12 protein-coding genes are annotated in these 13,355 nt (G+C 73.3%); all 12 read left to right on the forward strand.

Annotation, left to right across the window (positions count from 1 at the left end; translation table 11 throughout):
- The first annotated feature begins 55 nt into the window (after nucleotides 1-55).
- The 12 genes from ACLJPL_RS05545 to ACLJPL_RS05600 all read left to right on the forward strand — a co-directional run bounded on the left by ACLJPL_RS05545 (nucleotide 56) and on the right by ACLJPL_RS05600 (nucleotide 13,334).
- Nucleotides 56-856 carry an aldose 1-epimerase gene (locus ACLJPL_RS05545; RefSeq protein WP_411080016.1) on the forward strand — a complete coding sequence of 267 codons (801 nt, stop codon included), beginning with the start codon at nucleotides 56-58 and terminating at the stop codon, nucleotides 854-856.
- 48 nt (nucleotides 857-904) lie between these two features.
- Nucleotides 905-1,444 (forward strand): orotate phosphoribosyltransferase, encoded by a 540-nt coding sequence (pyrE, locus tag ACLJPL_RS05550; RefSeq protein ID WP_411079557.1) that lies wholly within the window; start codon nucleotides 905-907, stop codon nucleotides 1,442-1,444.
- A gap of 167 nt (nucleotides 1,445-1,611) precedes the next feature.
- Nucleotides 1,612-2,643: a class II fructose-bisphosphate aldolase gene (gene fbaA, locus ACLJPL_RS05555; protein ID WP_319175612.1), complete on the forward strand. Its 1,032-nt coding sequence runs from the start codon at nucleotides 1,612-1,614 to the stop codon at nucleotides 2,641-2,643.
- A 108-nt stretch (nucleotides 2,644-2,751) separates the two neighbouring features.
- A complete protein-coding gene (locus ACLJPL_RS05560; RefSeq protein ID WP_411079558.1) occupies nucleotides 2,752-3,924 on the forward strand; it encodes a MalY/PatB family protein in 1,173 nt (390 codons plus the stop codon).
- A gap of 165 nt (nucleotides 3,925-4,089) precedes the next feature.
- The gene (locus ACLJPL_RS05565) at nucleotides 4,090-5,622 is read left to right on the forward strand and encodes an MFS transporter (RefSeq protein ID WP_411079559.1); all 1,533 of its coding nucleotides are present in this window, start codon (nucleotides 4,090-4,092) and stop codon (nucleotides 5,620-5,622) included.
- Between the two features lie 346 nt (nucleotides 5,623-5,968).
- Nucleotides 5,969-6,382, forward strand: a complete 414-nt coding sequence (locus ACLJPL_RS05570) for a DUF3151 domain-containing protein (RefSeq protein WP_411079560.1) — start codon at nucleotides 5,969-5,971, stop codon at nucleotides 6,380-6,382.
- Between the two features lie 135 nt (nucleotides 6,383-6,517).
- Nucleotides 6,518-7,366, forward strand: coding sequence for a tryptophan 2,3-dioxygenase family protein (locus ACLJPL_RS05575; RefSeq protein ID WP_411079561.1), 849 nt, complete (start codon nucleotides 6,518-6,520; stop codon nucleotides 7,364-7,366).
- Nucleotides 7,359-8,588: a kynureninase gene (kynU, locus tag ACLJPL_RS05580; protein ID WP_411079562.1), complete on the forward strand. Its 1,230-nt coding sequence runs from the start codon at nucleotides 7,359-7,361 to the stop codon at nucleotides 8,586-8,588. Before ACLJPL_RS05575 ends, kynU begins: the two co-directional genes overlap by 8 nt.
- 190 nt (nucleotides 8,589-8,778) lie before the next feature.
- A complete protein-coding gene (locus ACLJPL_RS05585) occupies nucleotides 8,779-9,651 on the forward strand; it encodes an alpha/beta hydrolase family protein (protein ID WP_411079563.1) in 873 nt (290 codons plus the stop codon).
- 167 nt (nucleotides 9,652-9,818) lie between these two features.
- Nucleotides 9,819-11,252 (forward strand): sensor histidine kinase, encoded by a 1,434-nt coding sequence (locus ACLJPL_RS05590; RefSeq protein ID WP_411079564.1) that lies wholly within the window; start codon nucleotides 9,819-9,821, stop codon nucleotides 11,250-11,252.
- On the forward strand, nucleotides 11,249-11,917 hold the full coding sequence (locus tag ACLJPL_RS05595; RefSeq protein ID WP_411079565.1) for a response regulator: 669 nt from the start codon (nucleotides 11,249-11,251) through the stop codon (nucleotides 11,915-11,917). Before ACLJPL_RS05590 ends, ACLJPL_RS05595 begins: the two co-directional genes overlap by 4 nt.
- Nucleotides 11,918-12,128: 211 nt before the next feature.
- Nucleotides 12,129-13,334: a cytochrome P450 gene (locus ACLJPL_RS05600; protein WP_411079566.1), complete on the forward strand. Its 1,206-nt coding sequence runs from the start codon at nucleotides 12,129-12,131 to the stop codon at nucleotides 13,332-13,334.
- Nucleotides 13,335-13,355 lie beyond the last annotated feature (21 nt).

Consider the following 13,355-nt stretch of genomic DNA (forward strand, 5'->3'; position numbering starts at 1 on the left):
CCGCCAGTAGGGTCGTCGGGTGAGCAGCAGCGAAGAGAACGCCGGAAGCGGCGAAGTGAGCACCCGGAACGAAGCGGGCGTCAGGCTGACCGCCGGGGACGCCGAGTTGACCGTCGACCCCGCCCAGGGCTGCCGGATCAGCAGCCTGCGGATCGGCTCCACCGAACTGCTGCGCCAGGGCGAGCGGTACGGCTGCTTCCCGATGGTGCCGTGGTGCGGCCGCACCGGGTACGGGCAGTTCCGCAACGGCGACGCCTCCCACCAACTGCCCCTGAACTCCCCGCCGCACGCCATCCACGGCACCGGCCGGGACACCGCCTGGGAGACCGCCCACGTGGACAAGGCGCAGGCGGCCTTCTACTACGACCTCGCCGAGCCCTGGCCGTACCCGGGCCGGGTCACCCAGACCTTCGAGCTGACCGAGGACGCGCTCACGCTCGGCCTCGCCGTGGAGACGTACGGCAACTCCTTCCCGGCGCAGGCCGGCTGGCACCCCTGGTTCCACCGCACCCTCGGGGACGGCCGGCCCGCCGAGCTCTCCTTCGACGCCGCCTGGCAGGAGGAGCGCGGTGAGGACCACCTGCCGACCGGACGCCGCGTCGACCCCGCGCCGGGGCCGTGGGACGACTGCTTCGGGATGCCGGACGGCGTGGAGGTGAAGCTCACCTGGCCGGAGCGGCTGGAGCTGACGGTGAAGAGCCGCAGCGAGTGGGTCGTGATCTATGACGAGCAGGACGAGGCGATCTGCGTGGAGCCGCAGTCCGGCCCGCCGAACGGGCTGAACACCGCGCCCCGGCTGGTCACCCCGATCGACCCGCTGGAGATCACGACGACCTGGAGCTGGGCGCGGCTCTGAGCAGGTGGCCTGCGGTGGGCGGGGGCGGCACCGCTTACCCTCGTGGACATGACTGACGTACGCGCTGACCTGCTCCAGCAGATCAAGGACAAGGCCGTGGTGCACGGCAAGGTGACCCTCTCCTCGGGTCTGGAAGCCGACTGGTACATCGACCTGCGCCGGATCACGCTGGACGGCAAGGCCGCGCCGCTGGTCGGCCGGGCCATGCTGGACGCCACCGCCGAGCTGGACTACGACTGCGTCGGCGGGCTGACCCTGGGCGCGGACCCGGTCGCCACCTCGATGCTGCACGCCTCCGCCGCGCGCGGGCGGAGCCTGGACGCGTTCGTCGTCCGCAAGGCGCAGAAGGCGCACGGGATGCAGCGCCGGATCGAGGGCACGGACGTCAAGGGCCGCCGCTGCCTGGTCGTCGAGGACACCTCGACCACGGGCGGTTCGCCGCTGACCGCCGTCGAGGCCGTACGCGAGGCGGGCGGCGAGGTCGTCGCCGTCGCCGTGATCGTGGAGCGCGGCGCCGCCCCGGCCATCGCCGAGGCCGGTCTCCCGTACGTCCAGGTCTACTCGGTGGCCGACCTCGGCCTCGCCTGAGCCGGATCGCCGGATCGCCATATCGGACGGGGCGGACCGTTTCACGTGAAACACGGTCCGCCGGGTGGAGCCGGATGAGGAGTCTGGGAAGATGGGGGCGACGATGACGTCGCCCCCAGGTCAGGGACTCACAGCCTGCACACCCGCACATCCCAAGGAGCGGTCAGATGCCCATCGCAACCCCCGAGGCTTACGCCGAGATGCTCGACCGGGCAAAGGCGGGCAAGTTCGCCTACCCGGCCATCAACGTCACCTCGACGCAGACCCTGCACGCGGCCCTGCGCGGCTTCGCGGAGGCCGAGAGCGACGGCATCGTCCAGATCTCCACGGGCGGTGCGGAGTTCCTGGGCGGCCAGTACAACAAGGACATGGTCACGGGCGCGGTCGCCCTGGCCGAGTTCGCGCACATCGTCGCCGCCAAGTACGACGTCACCGTCGCGCTGCACACCGACCACTGCCCCAAGGACAAGCTGGACGGTTACGTACGTCCGCTGCTCGCCGTCTCCGCCGAGCGCGTCGCCAAGGGTCTGAACCCGCTGTTCCAGTCCCACATGTGGGATGGCTCGGCCGAGACCCTCGCCGACAACCTGGCCATCGGCCAGGAGCTGCTGGCCCAGGCCGCCGCCGCCAAGATCATCCTTGAGGTCGAGATCACCCCGACCGGCGGTGAGGAGGACGGCGTCACCCACGAGATCAACGACGAGCTGTACACGACCGTCGACGACGCGCTCCGCACCGCCGAGGCCCTCGGCCTGGGCGAGAAGGGCCGCTATCTGCTGGCCGCCTCCTTCGGCAACGTGCACGGCGTCTACAAGCCGGGCAACGTCGTCCTCCGCCCCGAGCTGCTGAAGGACCTCCAGTCGGGCGTCTCCGCCAAGTACGGCAAGCCGGCCGGCAGCCAGCCGTTCGACTTCGTCTTCCACGGCGGCTCGGGCTCCACCGCCGAGGAGATCGCCACCGCGCTGGAGAACGGCGTCGTGAAGATGAACCTGGACACCGACACCCAGTACGCCTTCACCCGCCCGGTCGCGGACCACATGTTCCGCAACTACGACGGTGTCCTGAAGGTCGACGGCGAGGTCGGCAACAAGAAGACCTACGACCCCCGCACCTGGGGCAAGGCCGCCGAGGCGGGCATGGCCGTGCGCGTCACCGAGGCGTGCGCGAACCTGCGCTCCACGGGTACGAAGCTGAAGTAGCCACGCGCACGTCGCGTAACCACGCGTGAGTACGGATGTACGGCGTCGGGCCCGGTCCTCGTTCAGGGGGTCGGGCCCGTTGCCGTGCCGAGAGAAGGAGAGCCCTCCGTGGCCGAGCTGTACGACTTCGACACCGCCGTCGACCGCCGGGGCACCTGGTGCGTCCAGTGGGACGGGGTCGCGGACCGGTTCGGGGTCGACGGGCTGCTGCCCTTCACCATCTCCGACATGGACTTCGCCACCGCCCCCGAGGTGCTCGCCGCCCTGCGCGCCCGGCTGGACCACGGGGTCTTCGGCTACACCACCTGGCAGCACGACGACTTCCGCTCGGCCGTCGCCCACTGGCACGCCACCCGGTACGGCGCCGAGATCGACACCGGGCAGCTCGTGTACGGCCCGTCCGTGCTCAACCAGCTCTCCCAGCTCCTCCAGATGTGGACGGCGGAGGGGGACGGGGTCGTCGTCCACACCCCCACGTACGACGGTTTCCGCAAGGCGGTCACCGGGCTCGGGCGGGAGCTGCGCGGGGTGCCGGTGGGGGACGAGGAGGCGCTGGAGCGGGAGCTGTCCCGGGCGGACGCGAAGGTCCTGGTGCTGTGCTCGCCGCACAATCCGACCGGGCGGGTCTGGACGGGCGCGGAGCTGACCCGGATGGCGGAACTCGCGGAACGGCACGGGGTGGCGGTCGTCAGCGACGAGATCCACGCGGACTTCGTGCACGAGGGGCATGTGCATGTGCCGTGGACGCGGGTGGCGGGGGCCAGGGGCGGGGACGGGGCCGGGCGCTGGGCGGTCATCACCTCCGGCTCGAAGTCCTTCAACTTTCCGGCGCTGACCGGTTCGTACGGGCTCATCGGGGATCCGGCGGACCGGGCGGAGTACCTGCGGCGGATGGAGACGGCTCAGGGGCTGGCCTCCCCGGCCGTGCTGTCGCTGACCGCGCACATCGCGGCGTACCGGGAAGGCGGGCCGTGGCTCGACGCCGTACGGGCGTATGTGGCGGGGAATCTGGCGTACGTCGCGGAGCGGTTGGGCGCGGCCCTGCCCGAGCTGGGGTGGGAGCCGCCGCAGGCCGGGTACCTGGCGTGGATCGACCTGCGGGCGGTCGGGGTGGACGACGCGGAGTTGCAGCGGGTGCTGGTGGAGCGGGAGGGGGTGGCGATCATGGGCGGTGCGGTCTATGGGGCGCCGGGGTTTGTTCGGCTGAACGTGGGGTGTCCTCGGGGGAAGGTGGTCCGGGGGGTGGAGGCGTTGGTGCGGGCGGTGGGGGCCGTGCGGTAGGCGCGTGGTTTCGGGGGCGCTGCCCCCGGGCCCCCGTTGCGGGGGCTCTGCCCCCGCGCCCCCGCTCCTCAATCGCCGGAGGGGCTTGATTTTGCTCCGTCCGGTGTGAGGCTGCGGGTGTGCTCCTCGATCGCCGGAAGGGCCTGGTTGGGGGAAGCTGCTTGCATGGCTGATGCTGGCTCCGCCCCCGGGGAGATCCGGGTCGCCTCGTCCGTGGGGCGGTGGGTCGTGTTGACCACCGTGCTCGGGTCCGGGATGGCGATGCTCGACTCGACCGTCATCAACGTGGCCCTGCCCCGCATCGGCGCGGACCTCGACACCGATCTGGCCGCGCTCCAGTGGACCGTCAACGCGTACATGCTCACGCTCGCCGGGCTGATCCTCCTCGGCGGGGCGCTCGGGGACCGGTATGGGCGGCGGCGGGTGTTCGTGGTGGGGGTGGTGTGGTTCGCGGCGGCCTCGTTGCTCTGCGGGATCGCGCCGAACGCGGGGGTGCTCATCGCCGCCCGGGCCCTCCAAGGGGTCGGCGGGGCGCTGCTCACGCCGGGGTCCCTCGCGCTCATCCAGGCCAGTTTCCATCCGGACGACCGGGCGCGGGCCGTGGGGCTGTGGTCCGGGTTCGGCGGGGTCGGGGCGGCCGTGGGGCCGTTCGTGGGCGGGTGGCTCGTGGACGGGCCCGGCTGGCGGTGGGTGTTCCTGCTGAACCTGCCGCTCGCCGCGATCTGCGTGCCCGTCGCCCTCCGCCACGTACCGGAGTCGCGCGATCCGGCGGCGCACGGCCGGTTCGACGTGCTGGGGGCCGCGCTCGGGGCCCTCGCGCTGGCCGGGGTGACGTACGCGCTGATCGAGGCCCCGGGGCGGGGCGCGTCCCCGCTGGTGATCGGGTCGGCGCTCGGCGGGGTGCTCCTCGGGGTGGTGTTCGTGCGGGTGGAGCGGCGGCGGGCGGATCCGATGCTGCCGCCGTCGATCTTCCGCTCGCGGCTGTTCACCTCGGTCAACCTGGTGACGTTCTGCGTGTACGCGGCCCTCGGCGGCTTCTTCTTCCTCTCCGCGATCCAGCTCCAGGTGGTCGCCGGGTACTCGGCGCTCGGGGCCGGTACCGCGCTGCTGCCGACCACGGTCCTGATGCTGCTGTTCTCGGCCTGGTCGGGGGAGCTGGGGCGGCGGATCGGCCCGCGCATCCCGCTGACCGTGGGGCCGCTGCTGGCCGCCGCCGGGATGCTCCTGATGCTGCGGGTGGGGGCGGACAGCGCTTCCTTCGGCTCGTACGTCGGTGAGGTGCTGCCTGCCGTCCTCGTGCTCGGAGCCGGGCTCGTCGTGGTCGTCGCCCCGCTCACCGCGACGGTCCTGGCCGCCGTGGACACCGGGCGGGCCGGGCTCGCCAGCGGGATCAACAACGCCGCCGCCCGGGCCGCCGGGCTGATCGCGGTGGCCGCGCTGCCGTTGCTCGCCGGGATGGGGCCGGAGGCGTACCGGGACGCGGGCGAGTTCGCGGCGACCTTCCGGCGGGCGATGCCGATGTGCGCCGGGCTGCTGGTGCTGGGCGCGGTCATCGCCTGGTGGACCGTCCGCACCCCGCCGGCCACGGCCGCCCGGGAGCGGGTGGAGGAGCGGCCGGAGTGCAGCGTGCACTGCGGCGTCGTGGCCCCGCCGCTGGAGCCGCAGCGCGAACCGGACGGCGGGCGGCGTCCGCGATGAGGCGGGGGGCGTCCACAGTGGGGCGGGGCGGCGTTCACGGTGTGGCGGGGGCGGCGTCCGCGGTGAGGCGGGGTGGCGTCCGCGGTGTGGCGGGGGCGGCGTCCGCGGTGAGGCGGGGTGGCGTCCGCGGTGCGGCGGGGGCGGCGTCCACGGTGAGGCGGGGTGGCGTCCGCGGTGCGGCGGGGGCGGCCTCCACGGTGAGGCGGGGGCGGCGTCCACGGTGAGGCGGGCGGCGTCCACGATGAGGCGGGCGGTGGGGTCGTGGCCGGGCCGCCGGATCCGGGGCGCGCGTCACGATGCCGGCGTCGACGTCCCACCCGGGCTCCGCTCCAGGCACACTTGATCCATGTCCATCCACGAGAACCTTCTCGGGGGCCCCGCCCCGACCCACCTGCCCGACGACCCCGAGCCGCGCGAGCTGCTCGCCGCCGGCGCCCCGCCCGCCGAGGTCGCCGCGAAGTACCCCACCTCCTCGCTCGCCTGGGCGCAGCTCGCCGACGAGGCGTTCGAGGGCGGCCGGGTCGTCGAGTCGTACGCGTACGCCCGTACGGGCTACCACCGCGGCCTCGACTCCCTGCGCCGGGCCGGCTGGAAGGGCCACGGCCCCGTACCGTTCGAGCACGAGCCGAACCGCGGCTTCCTGCGCGCCCTGCACGCCCTGGCGCGGGCCGCCGGGTCGATCGGGGAGACCGAGGAGTACGAGCGCTGCTCGACGTTCCTGCGCGACTCCTCCCCGACCGCCGCCGACATCCTCAGCTGAGCAGCCTTCCCTGAGCCGCTCCCCGCCCACGCGCTCCGGGCGGGGAGCCGCTTAGTATGCGAGCAGGGGACCGGAGCCCATCACCTCATGGAAGGGGCGGACCGCTACCCGGAAGCTCGTGTCGAGGAGACAGCGATGTCGACCCATACCCCCGACCCCGAAGCCACCGGCGCGGACAATCCGCACCTGGACTTCGCGGGAACGACTCCGTACGAGGACTATGTCCAGGCGGACGTTCTGACCCACCTCCAGCACCTCCGCTCGGACGACCCCGGCGAGATGGTCTTCCTGGTCACCACCCAGGTCATGGAGCTGTGGTTCACGGTCATCGTCCATGAGTGGGAGACCGCCACCCGCGCCCTGCGCGAGGACCGCATACCGGTCGCGCGCGACGCCCTGAAGCGCTCGCTGCGCGAGCTGGAGGCGCTCAACGAGTCCTGGCGGCCGCTCGCCGGGCTCACCCCCGCGCAGTTCAACTCCTACCGGGGCTCCCTCGGTGAGGGCTCCGGGTTCCAGTCCGCGATGTACCGGCGGATGGAGTTCCTGCTCGGTGACAAGTCCGCCTCCATGCTGGTGCCGCACCGGGGCGCGCCCCGGGTGTACGCCGAGCTGGAGAAGGCGCTCGGGGAGCCGAGCCTGTACGACGAGACGCTCGCTCTGCTGGCCCGGCGCGGGTACGCCATCCCCGAGGCCGTCGTCACCCGGGACCTGACCCAGCGCTACGACCCGTCGCCCGAGGTCGAGGCGGTGTGGGCGGAGATCTACTCCGCCGCCGACCAGAACGACGAGCTGGTCCGCCTCGGGGAGCTGCTCACCGACGTCGGCGAGCTCGTCTGGCGATGGCGCAACGACCACCTGGTCGCCACCCGGCGCGCGATGGGCTCCAAGACCGGTACCGGCGGTTCCGCCGGGGTGGCGTGGCTGGAGAAGCGCGCCACGAAGAACGTGTTCCCCGAGCTGTGGACGGCGCGCAGCCATGTCTGAGACCACGACCGCACGCAACGGCCTCCGTGAGCGGGCGCTGAAGCTCGACGCCGCCGACCCGCTGGCCGACCGCCGCGCGCTCTTCGCGCTCGACGACGGCGTCTACCTCGACGGCAACTCCCTCGGCGCGCTCCCCGTCCACGTACCCGACCGGGTGCGGGACGTCCTCACCCGCCAGTGGGGCGAGCTGCGCATCCGGTCCTGGGGCGAGAGCGGCTGGTGGACCGCGCCCGAGCGGATCGGCGACCGGATCGCCCCGCTCGTCGGGGCCGCCGCAGGGCAGATCGTCGTCGGGGACTCGACCAGCGTGAACGTCTTCAAGGCGGTCGTCGCGGCCACCCGCCTGGCCGGCCCGGCGGGTGAGGGACGCGACGAGATCCTGGTTGACGCCTCGACGTTTCCCACGGACGGGTACATCGCCGCCTCCGCCGCCCGGCTCACCGGCCACCGGATCGTGCCCGTCGAACCCGCCGGCGTACCGGCCGCGCTCGGCCCCCGTACCGCCGCCGTCCTCCTCAACCACGTCGACTACCGGTCCGGCCGGCTGCACGACCTGCCCGGGCTGACCGCCGCCGTGCGCGCCGCGGGCGCGATCGCGGTGTGGGACCTGTGCCACAGCGCGGGGGCCCTGCCGGTCGGGCTGGACGAGCACGGGGTGGACCTGGCGGTCGGCTGCACGTACAAGTACCTGAACGGCGGCCCCGGTTCGCCCGCGTACCTGTACGTCGCCGAGCGCCACCAGGCCGCCTTCGACTCCCCGCTCCCGGGCTGGAACTCGCACGCCGACCCGTTCGGCATGACCCCCGACTACGCCCCGGCGGACGGTTCCGTACGGGGCCGGGTCGGCACGCCCGACATCGTCTCCATGCTCACGCTGGAAGCGGCGCTCGACGTGTGGGACGGGGTGTCCGTGGACGCCGTGCGGGCCAAGTCGCTGGCGCTGACGGACTTCTTCCTGGAGTGCGTCCAGGCGTACGCACCGGCGGGCCGCCTCGTCTCCGCCACCCCCGCCGCGCACGCCGAACGCGGCAGCCAGGTCGCCCTGCGCTGCGAGGACGCCGAGCCCGTGATGCGTCGGCTGATCGAGCGGGGCGTCGTGGGGGACCTGCGGCGGCCGGACGTGCTGCGGTTCGGATTCACCCCGCTGTACGTGGGGTTCGCCGACGCGGAACGGGCGGCGCGGGTCCTGGCCGAGGTGCTGGACGAGGCGCCCGTGGCCTGACGTACCGTCACAACTGTGCGCGACCGGGCGGGGACGGTGCCGATCACTGGTACCGTCCCCGCAGGTCAACCCAGTTGGGCACCTGACGCGGATACCTGACGCGGGCACAGCGCACAGGCATCCGGCACAAGGCGCGGGACCTGGGCACCTGACACAGGCACAGCACACAGGCATAGGACGGTTGAGCAGCATGTCGGATTCCGCCGCGCGTGACCGGGACGACGCCGAGACCGGGTCGGCGCTCGCGCATCCAGCGGTCGCCCCCGACCGGACCGCCGCCTACGGGGACCACCCCGACCAGGTCATCGACTTCTACGCCCCGCGCGACGGCCGCACCGCCGCCCCGCTGGTCGTCCTGCTGCACGGCGGGGCCTGGCGGGCCCCCTACGACCGGGCGCACGTCTCCCCGCTCGCGGACTTCCTGGCCCGGCGGGGGTTCGCCGTGGCGAGCGTGGAGTACCGGCGCGGCGGCGAGGAGGACGGCCGGGGACCGGACCCCGTCGCGGGGCGGTGGCCGGAGACCTTCGACGACGTGGCCGCCGCGCTCGACGCCCTGCCGGTGCTGGCGGCCCGGGAGCTGCCGGAGGCCGACGTACGCCGGATCGTGGTCACCGGGCACTCCGCGGGCGGGCACCTGGCGCTCTGGGCGTCGGCGCGGCATGTGCTGCCCGAGGGGTCGCCGTGGCGGCTGCCCGCCCCGCCGCCGCTGCGCGGGGTCGTCGCGCTGGCCCCGATCGCGGACTTCCGGGCTGCGGTGGAGCTGGGGGTGTGCGGTGGTGCGGTCAGCCAACTCATCGGGGAGGGCGGCGAGTTCGAGGAGCGGGCGGCCCAGGTGGACCCGGTGGCCCTGCTGCCCACCGGGATCGCCACCGCGATCGTCCACGGCGTGGAGGACATCGTCGTCCCGCCGGCCGTCTCGGAGGGTTACGTCGACGCGGCGGCGAAGTCCGGCGAGATGGTCGGGCTGACGCTGCTCGGGGACGTCGGGCACTTCCCGCTGATCGACCCGGCCGCCGACGCGTGCGCGATCGTGGCGGAGGAGATCACCCAGCTGGCGTGGTGAGCCCCGGCCTCCTGATCTCCCGGTCTCCCGCCCCTTTGACCGTCCTGAGGGCGGGCGCGTGTGGTCCCGGAGGCCCGTGGGCGGGCGCGCGTAGTACTTGAGGCGGACGCTTCCGGATCCGCATCGGTGCTGACGACCCGCGCCCCGCCGCCGCCTACCGTGGAAGCGTGACCGAAACCCAGACGAAGCCCAAGAGCCCGGAGTTCCGGGCGGCCGCCGGCGCCATGGACGGCCTGCGGGAAGACCTGTTCCGCAATGCGTTCGCCTACCGCCCACTGCCGCCCCTCTCCTCGGAGGGGCGGTTCATACGCCGGCTGCCCGAGGGGGTGCGGCGGTTCGTCGTCTGGACCCCGCACGCCCTGGTGCTGTTCGCCGCCCTGATCGTGATGGTGGCGGGGTTCGCCGAGTGGCGCTTCCGGATCCTCATCGGCCTGGTGCCGGCGATCGCGGTCGCGATGACCCTGGTCAGGCCGGTCGCCGCGTTCTGGGGCTCGATGGCCGCGACCCTCTTCTGCGCGATCCTGGGCAGCGGCGGACTGTTGGCGCCCAACGCCCTGGCCGGGCAGGTCGTGGTCCTGGTGGTCGTGGCCGCCCGGACCCGGCCCCGTACCGCCGCCTGGATGTGGCTGCTGACCCTGCTGTTCGGGATGGTGCTGGAGGGCGGCGCCCCGTCCTACACCGCGACCGTGGCCACCCTCTCCGCCTTCGCGCTGCTCGTCGTCACCGTGGTCCAGGTCCGGCGCGAGGCCGACCGGGAGGTTCGCGACGCCGAGCGCGAGGTCACCGTGCAGCGCACCGTCACCGCCGTCGAACGCGACCGGCGCACGCTGCTGGAGGAGCGCACCACCATCGCCCGGGAACTGCACGACGTGGTCGCCCACCACATGTCGGTCGTCGCGATCCAGGCGGAGGCCGCCCCCTACCGGGTGGACAACCCGCCGCCCGAGCTGGAGCAGGCGTTCGTCACCATCCGGGAGAACGCGGTGGCCGCCCTCACCGAGCTGCGCCGCGTCCTCGGAGTCGTACGGGCGGAGGACTACGAGGCCCCCGACGCCCCGCAGCCCACCCTCGCGGTGCTCGACGGGCTCCTGGACAACGTCCGCGACACCGGTCTGGAGACCGAGAAGGTGATCACCGGGGCGGTGCGCGAGCTGCCGCAGGGCGTCGAGCTGTCGGCGTACCGGATCATCCAGGAAGCCCTCAGCAACACCCTGCGGCACGCGCCGGGAGCCTCGGCCAGGGTCGAGCTCGCCTATGTGCTCGGGGGGCTCGGACTGCGCGTCGTCAACGGGCCCCTGACCGGTCTGGTCAAGCCGTCGCCGGGGGCCGGGCACGGGATCACCGGGATGCGGGAGCGGGTCGCGATGCTGAACGGCGAGATGACGGCCGGGGCGACGGAGGACGGCGGGTACGAGATCGCGGTCTTCCTCCCCGTAGCGCTGCCGGAGGCCGGACCGGACGAGCGGGCCGAGAACGCCGGGCGGGCCGAATCGGGCGGGTCGGACGGGCCGGACGGGTCCCAGGGCGTCACGGTCGTCCTGGAAAAGACCGGCAAGCTGGACAAATTGGGCAAGCTGGACAAGAAGGCGGGCCGGGCGTGAGCGGCACCGACATCCGGGTCCTGATCGTCGACGACCAGATGATGGTCCGCGAGGGCTTCTCCGTCCTGCTCAACGCGATGCCGGGGATCACGGTCGCCGGAGAGGCGGTGGACGGCCGCCAGGCCGTCTCCCAGGTCGCCGCCCTGCGCCCGGACGTCGTCCTGATGGACATCCGGATGCCCGAGATGAACGGCATCGAGGCGACCCGCGAGATCGTCGCGCAGGACGCCGACGCCAAGGTCCTGGTGCTGACGACGTTCGACCTGGACGAGTACGTGTACCAGGCGCTGCGGGCCGGGGCCTCGGGCTTCCTCCTCAAGGACGCCTCGGCCCGGCAGCTCGCGGACGGCGTACGGGTGGTGGCCTCGGGCGAGGCGCTGCTCGCGCCGACCGTGACCCGGCGGCTGATCACCGAGTTCTCCAAGCTCGCGGAGGCCCCGCGGCCGCCCGCCCTCGCCCGGATCGGGGACCTCACCGAGCGCGAGACGGAGGTGCTCGTCCTGATCGCGCAGGGGCTGTCGAACGCGGAGATCGCCTCGCACCTGATCGTCGCCGAGTCCACGATCAAGACGCATGTGAGCCGCATCCTGGTGAAGCTGGGCCTGCGCGACCGGACGCAGGCGGCGGTGTTCGCGTACGAGGCGCGGTTGGTCACGCCGGGGTAGTCCTGCGGCGGTCGGCTCGGCTCGTGAGGCCGGGGTAGTCCTGCGGCGGTCGGATCGGCTCGTGAGGCCGGGGTAGTCCTGCGGCGGTCGGATCGGCTCGTGAGGCCGGGGTAGTCCCGCGGCGGTCGGCTCGGCTCGTCACGCCGGGTGGCTCCCTCGGCCCCTGCTGTGACCCCCTTGCGGTGGTGGCGGGCGCGGGTAGCGTCGGGTCATGCATGTGTCCTTCGACCCCTGGTCGCCCGCGTTCGTCGCCGATCCCTACCCCGCCTACGCCGCCCTGCGCGCCGCCGGCCGGGCGCACTGGTTCGAGCCGAGCGGGCAGTGGCTGATCCCGCACCACTCCGACGTGTCGGCCCTCCTGCGCGACCGCCGGCTGGGCCGTACGTATCTGCACCGCTTCACCCACGAGGAGTTCGGCCGCACCCCGCCGCCCGCCGCGCACGAGCCGTTCACCACGCTCAACGGGCAGGGGCTGCTCGACCTGGAGGCCCCCGACCACCCCCGCATCCGGCGGCTGGTCTCCAAGGCGTTCACCCCGCGTACGGTCGAGAACCTCGCCCCGACCGTACGGCGGCTGGCGGCCGGGCTGGTCGACGCGTTCGTGGCCAAGGGCGGCGGGGACCTGCTGGCGGAGGTCGCGGAGCCGCTGCCGGTCGCGGTGATCGCGGAGATGCTGGGCGTGCCGGAGGCGGACCGGGCCCCGCTGCGGCCCTGGTCGGCGGCGATCTGCGGGATGTACGAGCTGAACCCCTCCGAGGAGTCGGCCAAGGCCGCGGTCCGCGCGTCGGAGGAGTTCTCGGCGTACCTGCGCGGGCTCATCGCGGAACGCCGCACCTCCCCCGGCGACGACCTGATCTCGGCCCTCATCGCCGCCCACGACGAGGGGGAGCGGCTGACCGAGCAGGAGATGGTCTCCACCTGCGTGCTGCTGCTGAACGCGGGCCACGAGGCGACCGTGAACACCACGGTCAACGGCTGGCGCACCCTCTTCCACCACCCGGAACAGCTCGCCGCCCTGCGCGCGGCCCCGGCGATGCTGCCCACGGCGGTGGAGGAGCTCCTGCGCTACGACACCCCGTTGCAGCTGTTCGAGCGGTGGGTGCTGGACGACATCGAGGTCGACGGCCAGGTGATCGAGCGCGGGGCGGAGGTGGCGCTGCTGTTCGGGTCGGCCAACCGGGACCCGGAGCGGTTCGCGCACCCGCAGACGCTGGATCTGACCCGGCCGGACAACCAGCACGTCTCGCTCGGCGCGGGCATCCACTACTGCCTGGGCGCTCCGCTGGCCCGGCTCGAACTGGCCTGTTCCTTCGGGGAGTTGCTGCGCAAGGCGCCCGAGATGCGGATGGTGGCGGAGCCGGAGTGGCAGCCGGGGTTCGTGATCCGGGGGCTGAAGGAGCTGGTGGTGGAGGTGTAGGTCCCTCCGTGGCGGAGGTGT

The sequence above is a fragment of the Streptomyces sp. cmx-18-6 genome (assembly GCF_046548915.1).
Lineage (GTDB): Bacteria > Actinomycetota > Actinomycetes > Streptomycetales > Streptomycetaceae > Streptomyces.